This window comes from Micromonospora sonneratiae (assembly GCF_042679305.1).
Lineage (GTDB): Bacteria > Actinomycetota > Actinomycetes > Mycobacteriales > Micromonosporaceae > Micromonospora_H > Micromonospora_H sonneratiae.
The window spans coordinates 1-17,640 of the sequence record NZ_JBHTMP010000058.1; the positions used below are offsets into that span (position 1 = coordinate 1).

17 protein-coding genes are annotated in these 17,640 nt (G+C 68.8%); 4 read left to right on the top strand and 13 right to left on the bottom strand.

Annotated features, from left to right (window positions below):
- Positions 1-1,111, top strand: a 1,111-nt coding sequence (sucB, locus tag ACFQ4H_RS27200; RefSeq protein ID WP_377575973.1) for a 2-oxoglutarate dehydrogenase, E2 component, dihydrolipoamide succinyltransferase, incomplete at its 5' end; no start/stop codon positions are given.
- A 124-nt stretch (positions 1,112-1,235) separates the two neighbouring features.
- Here the strand turns inward: sucB and ACFQ4H_RS27205 are convergent.
- From ACFQ4H_RS27205 to ACFQ4H_RS27215, 3 genes are all read right to left on the bottom strand, one after another.
- Complete coding sequence (locus ACFQ4H_RS27205) at positions 1,236-2,288, bottom strand: hypothetical protein (RefSeq protein ID WP_377575975.1); 1,053 nt, start codon at positions 2,286-2,288, stop codon at positions 1,236-1,238.
- The gene (locus tag ACFQ4H_RS27210; RefSeq protein WP_377575977.1) at positions 2,281-2,790 is read right to left on the bottom strand and encodes a SigE family RNA polymerase sigma factor; all 510 of its coding nucleotides are present in this window, start codon (positions 2,788-2,790) and stop codon (positions 2,281-2,283) included. The genes ACFQ4H_RS27205 and ACFQ4H_RS27210 overlap by 8 nt, the downstream gene beginning before the upstream one ends.
- 83 nt (positions 2,791-2,873) lie before the next feature.
- Entirely contained in the window at positions 2,874-3,695 is an 822-nt protein-coding gene (locus tag ACFQ4H_RS27215) for a DUF3152 domain-containing protein (RefSeq protein WP_377575979.1), read from the bottom strand.
- A 300-nt stretch (positions 3,696-3,995) separates the two neighbouring features.
- On the opposite strand from ACFQ4H_RS27215, the gene ACFQ4H_RS27220 reads away from it, so the two are divergent.
- A complete protein-coding gene (locus ACFQ4H_RS27220; protein ID WP_377575982.1) occupies positions 3,996-4,895 on the top strand; it encodes a TIGR01777 family oxidoreductase in 900 nt (299 codons plus the stop codon).
- A 51-nt stretch (positions 4,896-4,946) separates the two neighbouring features.
- Here the strand turns inward: ACFQ4H_RS27220 and ACFQ4H_RS27225 are convergent, their stop codons facing one another.
- Together ACFQ4H_RS27225 and ACFQ4H_RS27230 are read right to left on the bottom strand one after the other, a co-directional pair.
- Positions 4,947-5,339, bottom strand: coding sequence for an SCO5389 family protein (locus tag ACFQ4H_RS27225; protein WP_377575984.1), 393 nt, complete (start codon positions 5,337-5,339; stop codon positions 4,947-4,949).
- Between the two features lie 27 nt (positions 5,340-5,366).
- Positions 5,367-6,347, bottom strand: coding sequence for an ATP-binding protein (locus tag ACFQ4H_RS27230; protein WP_377575986.1), 981 nt, complete (start codon positions 6,345-6,347; stop codon positions 5,367-5,369).
- A gap of 117 nt (positions 6,348-6,464) precedes the next feature.
- Here ACFQ4H_RS27230 and ACFQ4H_RS27235 point away from each other — a divergent pair, with 117 nt between their 5' ends.
- Both ACFQ4H_RS27235 and lipB read left to right on the top strand, forming a co-directional pair.
- Positions 6,465-8,300 (top strand): DUF2079 domain-containing protein, encoded by a 1,836-nt coding sequence (locus ACFQ4H_RS27235; RefSeq protein ID WP_377575988.1) that lies wholly within the window; start codon positions 6,465-6,467, stop codon positions 8,298-8,300.
- Positions 8,301-8,370: 70 nt separating this feature from the next.
- Positions 8,371-9,024: a lipoyl(octanoyl) transferase LipB gene (gene lipB / locus ACFQ4H_RS27240; protein ID WP_377575991.1), complete on the top strand. Its 654-nt coding sequence runs from the start codon at positions 8,371-8,373 to the stop codon at positions 9,022-9,024.
- A 262-nt stretch (positions 9,025-9,286) separates the two neighbouring features.
- On the opposite strand, the gene ACFQ4H_RS27245 is transcribed toward lipB, so the two are convergent.
- From ACFQ4H_RS27245 to ACFQ4H_RS27280, 8 genes are all read right to left on the bottom strand, one after another.
- Positions 9,287-10,366 carry a LacI family DNA-binding transcriptional regulator gene (locus ACFQ4H_RS27245; protein ID WP_377575993.1) on the bottom strand — a complete coding sequence of 360 codons (1,080 nt, stop codon included), beginning with the start codon at positions 10,364-10,366 and terminating at the stop codon, positions 9,287-9,289.
- A gap of 189 nt (positions 10,367-10,555) precedes the next feature.
- Entirely contained in the window at positions 10,556-10,882 is a 327-nt protein-coding gene (locus ACFQ4H_RS27250) for a DUF6385 domain-containing protein (RefSeq protein ID WP_377575996.1), read from the bottom strand.
- Entirely contained in the window at positions 10,882-11,841 is a 960-nt protein-coding gene (locus tag ACFQ4H_RS27255; protein ID WP_377575999.1) for a DUF6772 family protein, read from the bottom strand. Before ACFQ4H_RS27255 ends, ACFQ4H_RS27250 begins: the two co-directional genes overlap by 1 nt.
- Positions 11,842-11,851: 10 nt before the next feature.
- The gene (locus ACFQ4H_RS27260; protein ID WP_377576002.1) at positions 11,852-13,309 is read right to left on the bottom strand and encodes a mannitol dehydrogenase family protein; all 1,458 of its coding nucleotides are present in this window, start codon (positions 13,307-13,309) and stop codon (positions 11,852-11,854) included.
- Positions 13,310-13,311: 2 nt separating this feature from the next.
- Positions 13,312-14,640 (bottom strand): FAD-dependent oxidoreductase, encoded by a 1,329-nt coding sequence (locus ACFQ4H_RS27265; protein ID WP_377576004.1) that lies wholly within the window; start codon positions 14,638-14,640, stop codon positions 13,312-13,314.
- Positions 14,641-14,700: 60 nt separating this feature from the next.
- Complete coding sequence (locus tag ACFQ4H_RS27270) at positions 14,701-15,024, bottom strand: DUF6385 domain-containing protein (protein ID WP_377576006.1); 324 nt, start codon at positions 15,022-15,024, stop codon at positions 14,701-14,703.
- Between the two features lie 38 nt (positions 15,025-15,062).
- Complete coding sequence (locus ACFQ4H_RS27275; RefSeq protein WP_377576008.1) at positions 15,063-15,992, bottom strand: DUF6772 family protein; 930 nt, start codon at positions 15,990-15,992, stop codon at positions 15,063-15,065.
- Positions 15,993-16,098: 106 nt separating this feature from the next.
- Positions 16,099-17,640, bottom strand: a complete 1,542-nt coding sequence (locus ACFQ4H_RS27280; protein WP_377576010.1) for an ABC transporter substrate-binding protein — start codon at positions 17,638-17,640, stop codon at positions 16,099-16,101.

The following is a 17,640-nucleotide window of genomic DNA, read 5'->3' on the forward strand; positions in this document are numbered from 1 at the left end:
CCCCGCTGCCCCGGCCACGCCGGCTCCGCAGCCGGGTGCGTCCTACGCCACCCCGGCGGCTGCCACGGAGAAGTCCGACCAGCCGACCCGTACCGAGCAGGCCGCACAGCCGGCGGCCTCGACGGCCACCACCGCCCCCGCCGCCGCCCAGGCGACCGGTGAGGACGCAGCCGGGTACGTCACCCCGCTGGTCCGTAAGCTGGCCAGCCAGCACGGCGTCGACCTGTCGACGGTGACCGGCACCGGTGTCGGTGGCCGGATCCGTAAGCAGGACGTGCTGGACGCAGCGGAGCGGGCCAAGAAGGCCGCCCAGCCGGCACCGCAGGCTGCCCCGGCGGCAGCAGCACCGGCAGCCGCACCGGCCGTCAAGCCGCAGCCGAGCCCGATGCGGGGCCGTACCGAGAAGCTGCCCCGGATCCGCGCCGTCATCGCCCGGCGGATGCAGGAGTCCCTGCACGAGATGGCGCAGCTGACCACCGTGGTCGAAGTGGACGTCACCAAGGTGGCGCAGCTGCGGGCCCGGGCCAAGGACGCCTTCCTGCAGCGGCACGGCGTGAAGCTGTCGTTCATGCCGTTCTTCGCGCTGGCCGCCGTCGAGGCGTTGCAGACCTACCCGATCGTCAACGCCCGGATGGACCTCGACGCCGGAACGATCACCTACCCGGAGGCGGAGCACCTGGGCATCGCGGTCGACACCGAGCGCGGGCTGATGGTTCCGGTCATCCACAACTCCGGTGATCTGAACCTCGCTGGCATCGCCCGGCGGATCGCGGACCTGGCCGACCGTACCCGGACCAACAAGATCAGCCCGGACGAGATCGCGGGCGCGACCTTCACGCTGACCAACACGGGCAGCCGGGGCGCGCTCTTCGACACCCCGATCGTCCCGTCGCCCCAGTCGGCGATGCTCGGCACCGGCGCGGTGGTCAAGCGCCCGGTCGTCGTCACCGACCCGGAACTCGGCGAGGTGATCGTGCCGCGGTCCATGGTCTACCTGGCCCTGTCGTACGACCACCGGCTGATCGACGGTGCCGACGCGGCCCGCTTCCTGGGCGCGATCAAGGAGCGGCTGGAGAGCGGCAACTTCGAGGCTGAGCTCGGCCTGGCCTGATCCGTCGCGTACGCCTGACGAAGGGCGCCCCGGTCACCGACCGGGGCGCCCTTTCGCACCTCACAGTGCACTGGTGCCAGCCGGAGACTCGGCCGCCGTCACGGCTGCCCGTGCGGCCCGGACCCTAGCCCTTGCCGGCGACGGCGGCCGGGGTGGTACGGATCCCGGCCGCGAACCGGAGCAGATCCGGTTCGGTCACCGTGATGTTCGGCGGTACCTGGATGGTGACGGCCCGCTGGTCAGGCTGCTGGACCGAGAGGATCGTGTAGTCACGCTCCCGGCGGAGCACCCCCCGCAGCTGGCCCACCTGTACGGTGCGACCGGGCGTCGCCGCGAGCCGCTCGTCGAGTAGGACCGTCAGCTTGAACTCCGTGCCGGCACCGGGTGGTACATCGACGGGTCGAAACGTGACCATCGACGGTACGACGTTGTCGACCGTCAGGTTGGCCGGCACGTGCCTGAAGGTGAAGGGTTGGACCACCGGGGCCGAGCCGCGCGTCACACCTGCCACGTAGGCCAGCAGATGGTTCACACTGATCGCCTCGGCGCCCCGAACGGTCACCCACTGGCCGGCCCGCTCCGGCCACCACAGCAACCACTCGTCGTCGCCGCTCGACTGTCGGGGTACGTACCGCACGGTTCGCCCGCGTACCTGGAAGGTCTGGGCTGCGCTCACCGACACCTTCGGCTCGGCGGCACCGACCGACACGGTCACCCACCGGGCATCGTCGGTCGGACCGCCATAGCTGAGCATCGGGACGCCGGCCGAGAGCAGCACGGTCTGGTGCAACCCGGGCAGCCCACGGGTCGGTTCGAGGGGGAACGCGTCGACCGTCGGCGGGCCCGGTCGCAGGGCCAACGTGATCGGCGACGGCACCTCCGCCGACGGTGACGGTGACGGTGACGGCTCGATCGATGTAGCGGTGGGTGTCGGCAGAACCGGCGTGTCAGCCTGCTGATACCCGACAGCGGCCGGGGTCTGCCCACCTGGCCACCGCTGCACACCGACGACCACCATCCCGAGTACCACGGTGAGCCCGCAGGCGAGCGCCGTCAACTGCCGTCGCTGCCGTCGGTGGGCCCGGGCCTGAAGTCGGTACAGGAGCTGACCACTGGGTGGTGCCTCCTCGGCGTGCCGGACCAGTGTCCGCTGGAGGAGTTGTTCGAGATCATTCATGACGGACTCCCGCCGTAACCGCCGGACTTCTGGTCAGCGCGGTGCGCAGCTTCGCCAGTGCCTTGAACGCGTGCACCCGTACCGTCGCCCTGGAACAGCCGAGCAGCGCGGCGATGTCGGCATCGGAGAGATCCTCGTAGTAGCGCAGCACGACGACGGCACGTTGCGCGCGTGGCAACTGCCGCAGCAGCAGCCACAACTCGTCGCGCTCCACGACGGCGTCGGTCGGCTGATCGGGCCCCGGCCGGTCGGGCAACTCGGCGAACGGAGCCTCACTGCTCGACCGGCGGCTGCGCCAGGACAGGTACAGGTGGAGGATCGCCTTGCGGACGTACGGCTCGGGGTTGTCGGTGCGCTCCACGGCGGACCATCTCCGATGCGACCGCAGCAGGGCCTCCTGCACCAGGTCCTCGGCGAGGTACCCGTCGCCGGTGAGCAGGTACGCGAACCGGATCAGGGCACGGCCACGCGCCACCACGAACTCCTCGAAGTTGGCCTGCATTCCCATCCTTCGCCACGGCTTACGCAAGATGGACATGCTGGCCCGGGCCGCCTGTTTACCGGCCCGTCGGAGAGTTCAACCGGTCACACCCGGGGCACCGGATCGTCGTACGCGCCGGACCGGCCCGCGTACCGGCTTCCGTCGACGTACGGCCAGGCGTTGGCAACACAGCCGTGCAGGCCCAGCGTCTGCTGCTGCATCACCGGAGCCAGTCTGCCCTTTCCCGGGCACAGCTCGTGGCCCTGCCAGAGCCGGTGCCCGACCTCGTGGTTGACCATGTACGCGCGGTAGACGTCGAGGTCCGCACCGTAGTGGGGTACGCCGACCGCCCAGCGGGCCACGTTGAGCACCACCCGGTCGCCCTTTCGGCAGGAGGTGTACCGGTCGTATCCGTCGGCGCACAGGGCATCACGGGTCGCCGGGGTAGCCAGGTAGACCGTGAAGTCCCGGGGCTCCCCGGGCCCCACCCGTTGGAACCGGAACCCGCCGCCGGCCGTCCAGCCCCGCGGGTCGCCGAGTGTCGCGAACACCTGCGCGGCGAACTGCACTGCGTCGACGCCGCTGATCTCCTTCTCCACCGCCACCTGGAATCGCATCAGCCGCCCGGCCCGCCCACTGATCGTGGTACGTCCGGTGGCGATCGTCCATTTCCCGCCGCCGGCCTGCGGGTAGCTGACCTCCGGTCGGGCCGTCGTCGGCATCGGCTCGGGGGCCGGTGAGGTGGTCCGGCGGACCCCGGTCGGCGTATCCGAGCCGGATACCGACGGCGCGTCCGAGACGAACGGGTCCGGTCTGGCCGCCGCAGAGCCGGACGGATCTCGGAACAGGTCGACCAGTCCGACGGTGGTCACCCCGACACCGAGCAGCAGTACGCCGAGTAGACCCATGATCAGCAGCCGTTTCACCGACATCAGAACCTCGAACCCGTTGAAGCATCGCGAATTGGGCAGGTCGGGCACCCACTGATGAAGGACTCGTTGACGGCATGATCTGTTTATCCGTGCCGTACCGGATCGTCGGTGTGTCCGTACCGGCCCGGTGTCGGGGCCCACGTCGGTGACCGGCCCGGTGTCGGGGCCTACGTCGGTGACCGGCCCGGTGTTCGGCCCGCCGTCGGTGACCGGCCCGGGCGCGGCGGCCAACAAACCGGCACCTGACGGCTAGGTCGGTGCCGGGTGATGGGCGGCGTGGGCGAAGATGGGGCCATGCGGATACTTACCGCCGGCGCGTCCGGCTTTCTCGGCACCCGGCTGTCTGCTCGCCTCCGCTCCGACGGGCACGAGATCACCCGACTGGTCCGCCGTCCGGCCCGGGGCCCCCACGAGGTCCAGTGGAGTCCGTCCGCCGGGCAGCTCGACCCGGCGGCCCTGAGCGGCATCGACGCCGTGATCAATCTTGCCGGCGCCGGTGTCGGTGACAAGCGGTGGACCGCCGGTTACAAGAACGTGCTGCGGTCCAGCCGGGTCGACACCACCACGACCCTGGCCAAGGCGATCGCCGGACGGCCGTCGGACGACCGTCCCGGCGTGCTGATCAACGCCTCGGCGATCGGCTGGTACGGCGACACCGGCAACCGTCCCGTCGAGGAGGACGCCCCGGCTGGCGACGGTTTCCTCTCCGATCTGTGCCGGGTCTGGGAGGCGGCGACCGGGCCGGCGGAGGATGCCGGGGTACGGGTCGTCCGGCTACGCACCGGCCTTCCCCTGCATCGGGACGGTGGACTGCTGAAGCCGCAACTGTTGCCGTACAGGTTGGGCATCGCGGGTCGGTTCGGCAACGGCCGGCAGTGGATCCCCTGGATCTCGATGGTCGACTGGCTCTCCGCCGTGGTGTTCCTGCTCGAACGGGACGACATCGACGGGCCGGTCAACGTGGTCGGGCCGCAACCGGTCACCAACGCCGAGTTCACCCGTGAGCTCGCCGCCGCCCTGCACCGACCGGCGATCATCCCGATCCCGGGCATCGCGCTGCGGATCGTGCTGGGCGAGTTCGCCGTCGAAGCGCTCAGCAGTTCCCGGGTGTTGCCCGGGGTGCTGCAACGGGCCGGCTTCAACTTCCAGCACTCGGATCTGCCCTCCGCGCTGCGCGCCGCCCTTTCGGGTTAGGAAGGGCCCCTTCCACGGCAGAAGCCGACAGAAGGAGCCCTTCCCTACACCTCAGCAGTCGCGGAGTTCCGGTGACTGGTTACGCAACTGGGCCACTGGCGAGATGAAGCGTCGGTAGGTGTCCCCACCGACCGCAGGCAGTTTGAACGCCGCCACCCGGTGGCAGTTCTGGAAGGCCAGCTTCACCATGAAGTGGCGTTCCAGGGCACCCCGGATGGCGTCGCTGGCCAGGGCACGGAGCAACTGACCACGCTCGGCCTCGCTCGGTGGCGGCACGGAGTGGTCGGCGAAGTCGGCGGACGTCGTACGCGAGCGGTTCGCGACCTCGGACACCACTGCCCAGGCGTACGGCAGGGACTGTCGGACGCAGTCGACGAACTCGGCGTCGTCGACCTGTCCGGTCTCGGCTCGCTCGAGCAGGTCAGCGGATACGTCGAGGGACATTCTTCTCTCCTTTGTCACGGGTACGGGTCAACGGACCAGCGGCTCTGGTCCGAGTACGAAGTCCGGATCGACCTGATCGGCGAGGTTCTCGCCGACCCGGTCGTTGGCCCAGGCGGTGGAGTTGCGCAGGTGGAACTCCACCGCCTGCCGGGTGTAGGTGGCCCAGTCCTTGTCGACCGCGTCGACGGTCGCCCGCATGAGTTCGAGGGCGTTCCGGTTGGCCGGCTCCAGCGCGGTGACCGGCTGCGGCGCACCGCGCTCGGCGGCCTTGACGTAGCCGGAGCGGCCGATCCAGGTGAGCAGGTCGGCACCGACGTGGCCGCGCAGGAACTCGACGTCCGAGTCGTCGTCCACCTTGTTGCCGACCACGTACACCCGGACACCGAAGTCACGGGCGTAGCCGACGTACTGCCGGTAGACGCCGACGCTGCGCAGCGTCGGCTCGCACACCAGGAAGGTCGCGTCGAAACGGGTGAAGAGCCCGGAGGCGAACGAGTCGGCGCCGGCGGTCATGTCGACCACGACGTACTCACCGGGTCCGTCGACGAGGTGGTTGAGGATCAACTCCACCGCGCCGACCTTGGAGTGGTAGCAGGCGACGCCCAGGTCCTCGGCGGCGAACGGCCCGGTGACCGCCAGCCGGACGCCACCCACCTCGCGGACCAGCGCGTCGTAGATCGGGTTGGCACCGGTGACCGACAGCAGCCGGGATCCCCGACCCGGCGGGCTGGTCTTGATCATCGCTGCTGACGAGGAGATACGCGGGTTGTCGCCGCGCAGGTAATCCTTGATCTCGCCCAGGTGGTCGCCGAGCGCGGGCAGCCGGGCCGCGTGGTCCTCGCTGGCACCGAGCGCGGTGGCCAGGTGCTGGTTGATGTCGGCGTCGAGGGCCAGCAGTGGCACCGAGCCGTCACTGCCCGGTGGAGCCGTGGCCGCCAGGTGCCGGGCGAAGAGTGCGGCCAGCGTCGTCTTGCCACTGCCGCCTTTTCCAACAAAAGAGATTTTCACGGTACGCGTCCTCCAAGGCGCTCCGAGCTTCAATAGAATTGGTAGTCATTTTCAATAACCTCGTCAAGTTGGGCCATGACATGGGCGTGTCGCCCGACTGTTGGTAACCTCCGGCCCGTGCCGATCCCGCCGTCCCAGCTCGCCAAACCGTCGCCCGAATCCTCGGACGTCCCGGCCACCCCGCCGTGGAACCGCCGGATCGACCTGATCGCCGTGGTCGCGGCCATCGTCCTGGCGCTCTGGGTGACCAGTGGGCTGTGGAGTGCCCCGAACCAACGGGCGATCACCGTCAACTCCAGCGACCAGGCCCTGTTCGAGTGGCTGCTGGCCTACGGGGCACACGCCCTGACCCACGGCGAGAACCCGCTCTTCACGTACCTGCTGAACGTCCCGGACGGGGTCAACCTCGCGGTCAACACCTCGATCACCGTGTACGCCGCGGTCTTCGCGCCGCTGACCTACCTGATCGGCCCGCCCGCCACCTTCCTGGTGGTCCTCACCCTCAACCTCGCCGGCACCGCCCTGGCCTGGTACTGGCTGCTCTCCCGGCACCTGCTGCGCAGCCGGCTGGCCGCGCTGCTCGGCGGGCTGTTCATCGGCTTCGCGCCGGGCATGGTCGCGCACGCCAACGCCCACCTGAACTGGACCGCCGGCTGGCTGGTGCCGATCATCGTCTGGCGGGTGTTCCAGCTGCGGCAACCGGGCCGCTGGCTGCGCAACGGACTCGTACTGGGCGTGCTGATCGCCGTCGCGTTCTCCATCGCCGCCGAGGGGCTCTTCTTCACCGCCCTGGCCCTCGGGGTGTTCCTCGGCACCTGGGCGCTCACCCGGGCGCAACGGGCCGAGGTACGCGCCGCCCTGCCCTGCTTCCTACGCGGTCTCGCAGTCGCGGCAGCCGTGGCGTTCGTCCTGCTGGCGTACCCGTTGTGGTTGCACTTCTTCGGCCCGCAGCGGTTCCACGGCACCGGCTTCGACCCGATCATCCATGCCGAGGACATCGCCGCGTACGGCGCGTTCCCGCAACGGTCGCTGGCCGGTGTGGCCGGGCTGGACACCTCGCTGGCCCCGAACCCGACCGAGGAGAACTCCTTCCTCGGGCTGCCGCTGCTGGTGCTGGCCATCGTCTGCTTCGTCCTGCTGTGGCGCGCCGCTGATCCCGGCCGGCGCGCGACGCTACGCGCGCTCGGCGTCACCGCGCTCGTCTTCACCGTGCTCTCCTGGGGGCCACGCGTGAAGATCTTCGGTGAGCACACCGAGGTGCCGCTGCCGTACGCGCTGCTCGGAAAGCTGCCGGTCTTCAACGCCGCCCTCCCCTCCCGGCTCGCCCTGGTGGTGACCCCGGTGGTGGGGCTGCTGCTGGCGTACGCGGTGGACCGCCTCATCGCCACCGGACCACGCTCCCGCCCGGTCCGTCTCGGCTGGGCAGCCGCCTTCGCGCTGGCGCTGCTGCCGCTGCTGCCCGTACCCCTGCTGACCATCCAACGTGAACCGATCCCGACGTTCATCACCTCGGGCACCTGGCGGGAGTACGTCTCGCCGGGCGGCGCACTGACACCGCTGCCACTCACCCTGGACGTGACACCCGACGGGCAACGCTGGCAGGCGTACGCGCTGGCCCACCGGCAGGGCGAGTTCGCCATCCCGTCCGGGTTCTTCCTCGGGCCGGGTGGTCCGGACGGCCGTGGGCAGATCGGACCGGTGCCGCGCTACACCGACTCGGTGCTGCTGCGGGCAGCCCAGACCGGCATCGTGCCGACGATCACCAACGCCGACCGGGCCGAGGCGCGGGCGGACCTGCGCTACTGGCGGGTCGAGGTGGTGGTGCTGGCCGATCAGGTACACGGCGCGAAGTTCCCGATCCACCTGACGGCGCTACGGGACACCGCCACCGAACTGTTCGGCCAACCCGAACGGGTCGGCGACGTCTGGCTATGGCGGGTCCCACCGGCCTGACCGGGGCACGACCCGCCGGTGACCGTCGTCACCGGCGTCCGTGCCTGTGAACGGGGCTAGGCTGGGCGTCGTGACCAGCACGATTTCCGGCCTGGCGGCCGTACGACTCGGGGTTGTCGAATATCAGGCCGCGTGGGACGAACAGCGCAGCCTGCACACGGCGGTGGTGGCTGGGGAACGACCCGACACCGTGCTGCTGCTGGAGCACCCGAGTGTCTACACGGCGGGCAAGCGCACCGAACCGTGGGACCGACCGATGGACGGCACGCCGGTGGTCGACGTCGACCGGGGCGGCAAGATCACCTGGCACGGCCCTGGGCAGTTGGTCGGCTATCCGATCATGAAGCTCCCGGGGGCGGACAGCGGACAGCCGGTCGACGTCGTCGCCTACGTACGCCGTACCGAGCAGATGCTGATCGACGTCTGCGCCGAGGTGGGCCTGACCGCCGGACGGGTCGAGGGCCGCAGCGGGGTCTGGGTGCCGGAGGACGACCGGGGGCCGGCCCGCAAGGTCGCCGCGATCGGTATCCGGGTCGCCCGGGGCGTCACCCTGCACGGCTTCTCGATCAACTGTGACTGTGACCTGACCGCCTTCGACCGGATCGTCCCGTGCGGGATCCGCGACGCTGGCGTCACCTCGCTCACCGCCGAACTCGGCCGCCCGGTCACCGTTGCCGAGGTGCTGCCGATCGTCGAGCGCCACCTCCCGACACTGGCCGGCTAGCCCAGGATCAGCCCGCCGACGCCGAGTACGGGCCGCCGTTCGATCCGTTCGTGGACAGGGTGGCGGCGCGTCGGTCGGAGCGTGGGGGCGGCGACCGCAGCGCCCGATGCGGACGCCGCACCCCTGGTCGTGGCGGGCGAAACCTCGTTCGGACAGCCCTCACCCGTCCCCGCCGGCACGGTTGCGGTTGCCCGCGTCCCGGCATGGTTGCGGTTGCCCGCGTCCCGGCACGGTTGCGGTGCCCACGTCGCGCACCGCTCGGTCAGCCCGTCCTGTCCATGGGGCGAGGTATGTTCGCCACTTCGGCGGCGTACGGGCCCGGTATCTCCCCCGAGCCGCGCTCGACGAGCTTCGTCGGAACCCTGAGCGTCTCCAGTTCGAGCGGCTTGCGCGCCATCCGCGCGAGTAGGCGCTCGGCCGCGAGCTCGCCCAGGCGATGTGGGTTCTGGGCAACGACGGTCACGCCCGGATCGAGCAGGTCGAGAAGCTCGACATCGTCGAACCCGACCATGGCCACACGGTGCTGGGCGCCACGCTCATGCAGCGCACGCACGACGCCGACGACCAAGCGGTTCTGCGTCGGGAAGATCGCCGTCGGCGGCTCGGGGGCGTCCAGCATGGCGTGCGCCGCCAGCCGTGCCTCTTCCTCGCCGATCAGACCGGTGACGTCGTGGGCCGGTGGGCATTCGATGTTCCAGCGGTCGAGCTCGTCGAGGAAGCCGCGCCGCCGTTCCCGGAGCGTCCAGATCTGCTGGTTGCCGCCGATGAAAGCAAGCCGCCGGTGGCCGTGCTGCAGCATGTGGCGGGTCGCTATGAGCGCACCGTCGAAGTTGCAGGAGACGACCGAGTCGAACGCGACGGACACGGCTGGGCGGTCGACGAAGACGATCGACGTGCCGCGGGCGACTTCGGCCGAGAGGTACGCCTGATCGCGGGAGACGGTGGTGAGGATGAGGCCGTCGACGCGCCGCCGCAGGAAGTCCTTGACGACGCTTCGCTCACGGCCCGGGTCCTCGTCGAAGCTCTCCGCGAGCACGACGATCGAGTGTCGGCGCATCACGGTCTCGACGCCTCGATGGATCGCGGCGGAGAAGGGATTGTCGACGCTCTCCAGCATCAGCCCGATCGCATTGGTACGCGCGCCCGCGCGCCGCAGGCCTCCGGCGTAGACGTTGAGCTCGTAGTTGAGAGCGGCGGCCGCGCGATTGACGCGCTCCCTCAGTTGGTCGGAAACGTTCGGCTCGCCGTTGAGCACCCGCGACACCGTTTTCACGCCGACTCCCGCCAGCGCCGCAACGTCGCGCATCGTCGCGTAGCGGGGCGCCTCGAGTCGCTCTGACATCGATGCCTGTCTCCTCATAGATTCACTCATGGAATCACAACATCGATCCCGGGTGCGACAGTCCATGGTAGCGGCGGAGGCCTCGGGCATCGCAAGCGCCGGTTCGCTGATACCGTTGCCAGACGCGGCGAATTGGACGGTCAGCGGTCGGTCGCATCGCAAGCCTCGATCCTGCTCCGGATGAACCGGTCAGCCCTTGAGCGCCAGATGTACCAACACAGTCGTCGGCTGCTCTGACGTGGACCCGGTGATGAAAAGGCGAATCCACGTGCCGAACCCGTACAGTTCCACGTCGATCAGCGAGCAGTCGCTCGGCATGGTCACCTGTGTGCCGCGGTCCAGCCAGTCCACGCCGTCGGGTGAGACCTGCGCCTGAATGGTCAGCGTGGGATGGGGTCCCTCGGTCCGCACGTAGAACAGCGCCTCGGTGGCCCACCCCGCCTCGTACGGGTGCGTTCCGAAGTCGCCCGTGAGCACCGTGCGCCGCTCGACGAGCGTGGTGGCGGAGGTGAGCATCAGATCGCTCCTCGCTTCGCGGGAAAGGTGGCACCGGTCGAGTAGACGACCGAGTCGATGTACATGTTCACGATCCGGTCCGCTCCCGCCTCGATGTAGAACACCGGATTGATGAGCTGGGTGATGCCGGCGTACCTGGGCGACAGGGTGGCCTTGCGTCCGCGCAGGTCGAAGACCTTGTCGACGCTCTGGAACTCGACGTACTCGCGAGCGACGACGTCGACGGTCAGCCGCATGTACATCCAGTTCAGCTTGTCCGGGCTCTCGTTGTAGACGAGTTGCTGCGCACCGCCCGGGATCCACTGGAAGCCGTCGGCGGAGCCGTCACCGTAGCGACGACCACACCAGAGGGCGTCGATCCCGACCTGCTCCCACCCGTTCTCCAGCCCGGTCCACTGCTGCCGGGTCACACCGTCGGAGACCTGCCAGTACTGCCACTTCTTGACCAGCTCACCGTTGACGGAATTCACGTACCGGACCCCGGGCTGCCAGCGGTGCTCCCCGTCCTGGATGTCGAACCACATCCCGAAGGCGCGGATGTCCTCCTCGCCGAGGCCCTCGCGGTCCTGGTGCGGCGTGTAGCTGTACCACGCCTCGAGCTGCACGTAGCGCGCCTCCGGGTCGTTCAGCGACAGCCGCTTGATCGCTGTGCTCATGCTGCCGGCGATCGGGGGCTGCTCGTACGGGCCGGCAGCCGCCCGGGTGGGGAGCTTCAGCGAGTACGTGCCCTCCATGGAGCCGTGCGAGGCGGCGAAGCGCATCGGTGCGGCGCTGAGTTGGGCCGGGCCCCAGGAGCCGAGGTCGAGTCGCGACTGCTGCTGGTGGAACCCGGGACCGACGAAGTTGGGCGTCAGGTCGAGCCAGCCGTTGAAGCCGAGGTCGAAGTCGTCGTAGACGACGACGTTCTCCAGGGGTTTGAACCTGCTGAGCCCGCGCTCGAACGAGATGACTTTGTGCATGACAACCGCCTTACTCGATGCCGTCGATCAGGGCGTCCGGGCCGCCGCGTTCGAGAAGGTCGGCGGCGCGTTCGAAGGCGGCGACGAAACCCGGGTTCGCGGCGAACGGGGCGAGGGTGGGAACCTGCGTGAGAAAGTCACGCCGGTTGCCGCTGGCAGCGGCGACCAGCGACGGGGCGTCCGTGTCGTCGAGGGTGAAGCGCCCCTGCGCCGCCAGCCGGCACCCGGCTCGCCAGGCCGCGATCACGGCCGCGCCGACCGGGCAGGACGAACCGGCGGCGAGCCGGTCCGCCACGACGGGCAGCACGAACTTGGGGATGCGGTTGGAGGTGTCCACGGACAGCCGCGCGAGCGGGTCGCGTACCTGGGGGTTGCCGAAACGTTCGAAGAGCTGCTCGATGTAGCCGGGCAGGTCGAAGCCATCGGGCACGGTGAGGGTCGGCACCCCCTCGCGCTCGATGTACGCACGCACGAAGCCGGCGAACCGTGGATCGGCGCAGGCCTCGTCCACGTAGGTGAAGCCGGCCAGTTGCCCAAGGTAGGCCATCGCCTGGTGCGCGCCGTTGAGCAGCCGCAGCTTGATCGCCTCGTACGGCTCGACGTCTGCGGTGAGGGTGACGCCGACCTGCTCCAGGGGCGGACGCCCGGTCGGGAAGTGGTCCTCGACGACCCACTGGGTGAACGGTTCGCTGGCCACCGGCCACGCGTCCTCGACCCCGAGCGTCTCCCGGACGCGGTCGAGGTCGGCCGGCGCGGTGACCGGGGTGATGCGGTCCACCATCGTGGCGGGGAAGGCGACCTCGGCAGCGATCCACTCCGCCAGCTCCGGGTCGACCAGGCGCGCGACACCTTCCACGGACATCCGGCACACCTGCCCGTTGCCGGGGATGTTGTCGCAGGACAGCACCGTGAACGGGGCGATGCCCCGGGCCCGCCGTTCGCGCAGCGCCGCGACGATCCAGCCGAACGCGGTGCGCGGCTGCGCCAGGCCGCTGGCGACCTCCGCCGCGACGAGCGGGTCGTCCTCGGGGTTCCTGCCGTTGATCGGGTCGGCGACGTACCCGCCTTCGGTGATGGTCAGCGAGACGATGCGCACGTCGGGGCTGACCAGCTGTTCCAGCACCGCCTCGGGCTGCTCCGGGGCGTACAGGAAGCGGGGGATCGAGCCGACGACCGAGGTCTCGTCGGTACCGTCGGGGTGGCGCAGGGTCAGGGTGTAGAGACCGTCCTGCCCCCGCAGGGCGTCGCGCATCCGCGCGTCGCGCTCCAGCAGGCCCACCCCGCAGATCGCCCAGTCCCGGGCCAGCCCGACGTTCATCAGCCGGTCGAGGTACATGGCCTGGTGCGCTCGGTGGAAGTTGCCCACCCCGAATTGCACGATCCCGACCCGTACGTCCTGGTCGCCGTACTGCGGCACGGCGACGTTGTCCGGCAGCAGGCCCAGCACGGACCTCCCCAGACGCTTCACCGCTACCTCACTCCCTGGTTCACGTTGTCGAAGTCGACGATCGCACCCTGGTCGACGAGCCGCTGCCGGAGTACGCCGAAGTCCACGTCCGACATGCTGTAGCCCTTCTCCACGCCGAGGGCCGCCGCGGTGCCAGCCCCCTGCCCCATCGCCATGCAGGTCGCCATGACGCGCACCGAGCCGAATCCGGGCCCGTCGGCGGAGAGACACCGCCCAGCGGTGACGAGGTTGATGCTGCCCCGGGGCACCAGGCACCTGAGGGGAACGTTGTACTCCTGCTTGGGAAGCACGAGCTCGTTCTGGTCGATGCTGTCGTTCTCGTGGATGTCGATGACGTGCGCGCCCTTGGCGATCGTGTCGGGGAACGCCTTGGGGTTGAGAATGTCGTCCCTCGTGAGCTGGTAGAGGCCCACGATGTGATACGTCTCGCGCACGCCCGTCTGGATGCCCGACTTCGCCAGCCAGCAGTCCTTGAACTCCGGGAAGTTCTCCCGCATGACCTCGATGATCAGGTGCAGGTTCTCGCGCAGGCTGCATTCGGTGCGGGTGAACCACTCGGGATCGCTGGCGTCGGTGGCCTCCCGCAACAGGTTGATGCTGACCATGCCGTCGTGGAAGAACCCGTTGATCCACGGGCCACCGAAGACCGGGATCTTCCCCTGTGCGTTGAGCTCGGCGAGTCTGCCACGGATCACGTCGGAGACCGGCAGGACGCCGTTGACGGCGTCCCCGAAGAGCGGGGCCAGCGCGTCGGTGTCCACGCCACCGAGCTGGAACCACAGGGAGGCGGGCTGCAGCACGTCACCCTTGACGGTCTCGAAGCCGGCGGCCCGCACGATGTCGGCGTCACCGGTGCAGTCGACGACGACCTTGCCCTCGTAGGCGACCCGTCCCGCCTTGTTCTCCACGATGACGTGGGTGACGCGACCGTCGTCCGTGACACAGCCGGACACCCAGGAGTGGTAGAGCAGCGTCACACCGCTGTCGAGCAGGAGCCGCTGCGCCGCGAGCTTCAGGATCTCGTCGTTGATCGGGTAGTTCCCGCTGTCGCGCGAGACGTCGGCGCCGCCCAGCTCGGCCGCGTTCCGCAGGAGTTCGAAGGGGATGCCGCCGATGTGTTGTTTGCCGTTGTGGCGGAACTCGCTGATCGGGGTGACCAGCGCACTGGTCGACATGCCGCCGATGAAGCCGTACCGCTCGATCAGCAACGTCCTGGCTCCGTTGCGGGCCGCCGCCACTGCGGCGGTGAGGCCCGCAGGACCGCCGCCGCACACGACGACGTCGAAGCTGCCGACGACCGGAACATCCCGGGGTGGTTCGGTGATGAACACTCTCACTCCATTGATGCGGTGTGGAACATGGCGGCGATGCCGCCATGTTCCACGGCCTGCTCAGCCCTTGAGATTCACGTGAACGAGCACCCGCGCGGGCTGCTCGCTCGTCGCACCGGTGATGACGACCCGCAACCAGTTGCCGAACGACGCCACCGGCACGTCCACGAGCGACTGCGAGGCATAGAGTGTCGCGCCCGCCCGGCGGACCCAGTTGACGCCGTCCGGCGAAACCTCCACCGCGATGGTGAGGTCGGGATGGTCGCCCTCGGTCTGCACGAAGAACACCGCTTCGGTCGCCCAACCCGCTTCGTAGGCAAGCGTCGCGAAATCGTCGGAGATCCTCACCCGCCGGGCGAGAACCGATGTGTTGGTTGTCTGCATTTTTCCTGTCTCTCAGAGGTGACGGTCCGGACCCTGCATCACTCGGTCGAGTACACGACGGAGTCGATGTAGAGATTGACGGAGCGGTTCGTGTCGGTCTCGACGAAGAAGACAGGGTTGATGAGGTTGTCGATCGAGTGGTAGCCCGGCACGAGGGTGGGCGAGATTCCGCGAAGGTCGAAGACCTTGTCCATGCTCTGCAGTTCGACGTACTCGCGCTTCTCGACGTCCACCGTCAACCGCAGGTAGAGCCAGTTGATCTTGTCGGGGCTCTCGTTGTAGAGCAGGTCCTGCTCGCCCCCCGGCACCCACTGGTACCCGTCGGCGGAGCCGTCGGCGAACCTCCGGCCGTACCACTGGTTGTCGATGCCCGGAACGCACCAGCCGTCGGCGACACCGAAGTTCCAGTCCTCTGGCGTCACGTTCGGGCCTACCTGGTAGAACTGCCACTTCTTGACGAGCTCGCCGCCGAGCGAGTTCACGTAACGCACGCCCGGCATGTACCGGTACTCGGGATCCTGCACGTCGAAGAAGAAGCCGATCGCGCGGATGTCCTCCTCCCCCTTGCCCTCGCGGTCCTGTACGGGCGTGTACGAGTACCAGGCCTCGATCTGGATCAGCTTCGGGTTACCGAAACTCGAGAGCCGCTTGATGGCGTGCCCCATCGAGCCCGGTGCCGGCGGTTCGGTGTGTGGCCGTCCGGTCGGCGCCGTCGTGAGCTTGAGGGAGTAGGTGCCCTCCATCGAGCCATGCGACGAGGCGAACCGCATCGCCCCTGAGCTGAGCTGGTTCGGTGCCCAACTCGAAAGGTCCACGACACTGGGGAACGACTCGTAGTTGTCGTAGACGTAGTTCGGCGTCAGGTCCAACCAGCCGTTGAACCCCGTGTCGAAGTCGTCGTACGTGATGACGCGAGCGAGCGGGTTGAAGCGCTCGAGGCCGCGGTCGTAGCTGAGAAATTTCTGCATCGAGAGGCTCCACGTTCAGGATCTGACTGCGGGACAGTTGGAGACTGCGGCCGGGTGGGCGTGGGGACGGTGGCGGGTCTGCTCGTCCCCACGCCCACCGGTCGGACTACTTGGTCAGGTAGACCGTGCTCCAGTCGTAGTTCTCCGTCGGTGTGAGGTTCAGGCCCTGCACCGTCTTCTTGGCCGCCACGTTGATGTTGTTCTCGAACAGCCCGATGCCGGGCACGTCCTCGGCCAGGATGTTGGCGATCTGCTGGTACAGCGGCTTGCGCTGCTCCAGATCGGTCGTCCCGCGGGCCTTGGCCAGCAGCGCGTCCAGTTCCGAGTTGCAGTAGCCGAGGCGCTTCGCGCTGCACGGGTACAGGCGGTTCAGGGTGAAGTCCGCGTCACCGGTGGTGGTCAGGTTCGAGTTCACGATCATGTCGAAGTCGCCGGGGCTGGCGATGTTCTTCAGGAAGGTCGCCTGGTCGTCCGACTTCGGGGCGACGGTGACGCCGATGGCCTTCCAGTCGGAGATCATCGCCGCGATGATCTGGTCGTAGCCCGTGTTCGCGACGCTGTAGTCGATGGTGGTGCTGAACCCGTTCGGGTAGCCCGCCTCGGCCAGCAGCTTCTTCGCGTTCTCCGGGTCGTGCTTCGGAGCGTTCGTGGGCGACACGCAGCCGAAGGCCGCGGACGGGCAGAGCGCGGTCATCGTGTCCGCCGTCTCGCCCAGGAGCGCCGTGACGATCTTCTCCAGGTCGAGCGCCTGCCAGAGGGCCTTACGCACCCTGACGTCGTTGAACGGGGCGCGGTTGTTCTGGAACCACAGGAACGTGTACGTGTAGCTGGGGATCTGCGAGAAGGTCACGTCCGACATCTCGCGCACCGTCGGGATCTGGTCGTTGGTCACGCCGGCGACCACCTGCGCCCCACCGTTCGCCAGCGCCGTGATCCTCGCATTCGTGTCGGTGACCACCTTGAACGTCAGCGTCTTGAGGTTCGCCTTGGTGCCCCAGTAGGTGTCGTTCCGGGTCAGCGTGATGTGGTCGTTCGCGACGAAGTCGCTGATGACGAACGGCCCGGTGCCGATCGGCTTGGCCCAGTAGCTGTCTTCGCTGGCGCGCCCCTCCTGGCCGATGAAGATCATCGAGAGGACGCCCAGCAGCGTGCCGGTCGGAGCACTGGTGCGAATGGTGAAGGTCGTCGGGTCGTCCGCGGTGTAGGACGAGACGACCGCCAACTGCGTGGCGAGCACCGACTTCATGGCGATGTAGCGGTCGAAGGTGGCCTTGACGTCGGCGGAGGTGAACGGCGTGCCGTCGCTGAAGGTCACCCCCGTACGGAGCTTGAACTGCAGCGTGGTCGGGTCCGTCCACGTCCAGGAACTCGCCAGCTTCGGCTGGGGCTGTGACTTGCTGTCGAGCGTCACCAGCGTGTCGAACACGTTGGTGCTCATCTGCATTCGACAGTTGTCGAAGTTCTCGGTGGGGTCGAGGCTCGTACATCCGTAGTTCAGGACGTAGGTCAGGTTCTGCTGGTCGTCCGGCAGCCGCGCGCCGGGCGTAGCGTCACCGCTGCCGTCGCCGCTGCTGCATCCGGCAAGTACCAGGGCGAGGGCGGTGGCCGCCGCAGCGAGCCCCGCCAATCCCTTGCGGGAGCGCACCAT

What these genes read in the sequence shown, in the direction of transcription:
- ACFQ4H_RS27205 (WP_377575975.1), bottom strand. Translation starts at nt 2,288, where the DNA reads ATGAATGATCTCGAACAACTCCTCCAGCGGACACTGGTCCGGCACGCC.
- ACFQ4H_RS27210 (WP_377575977.1), bottom strand. Translation starts at nt 2,790, where the DNA reads ATGCAGGCCAACTTCGAGGAGTTCGTGGTGGCGCGTGGCCGTGCCCTG.
- ACFQ4H_RS27220 (WP_377575982.1), top strand. Translation starts at nt 3,996, where the DNA reads ATGCGGATACTTACCGCCGGCGCGTCCGGCTTTCTCGGCACCCGGCTG.
- ACFQ4H_RS27225 (WP_377575984.1), bottom strand. Translation starts at nt 5,339, where the DNA reads ATGTCCCTCGACGTATCCGCTGACCTGCTCGAGCGAGCCGAGACCGGA.
- ACFQ4H_RS27245 (WP_377575993.1), bottom strand. Translation starts at nt 10,366, where the DNA reads ATGTCAGAGCGACTCGAGGCGCCCCGCTACGCGACGATGCGCGACGTT.
- ACFQ4H_RS27250 (WP_377575996.1), bottom strand. Translation starts at nt 10,882, where the DNA reads ATGCTCACCTCCGCCACCACGCTCGTCGAGCGGCGCACGGTGCTCACG.
- ACFQ4H_RS27255 (WP_377575999.1), bottom strand. Translation starts at nt 11,841, where the DNA reads ATGCACAAAGTCATCTCGTTCGAGCGCGGGCTCAGCAGGTTCAAACCC.
- ACFQ4H_RS27270 (WP_377576006.1), bottom strand. Translation starts at nt 15,024, where the DNA reads ATGCAGACAACCAACACATCGGTTCTCGCCCGGCGGGTGAGGATCTCC.
- ACFQ4H_RS27275 (WP_377576008.1), bottom strand. Translation starts at nt 15,992, where the DNA reads ATGCAGAAATTTCTCAGCTACGACCGCGGCCTCGAGCGCTTCAACCCG.
- ACFQ4H_RS27280 (WP_377576010.1), bottom strand. Translation starts at nt 17,640, where the DNA reads ATGGTGCGCTCCCGCAAGGGATTGGCGGGGCTCGCTGCGGCGGCCACC.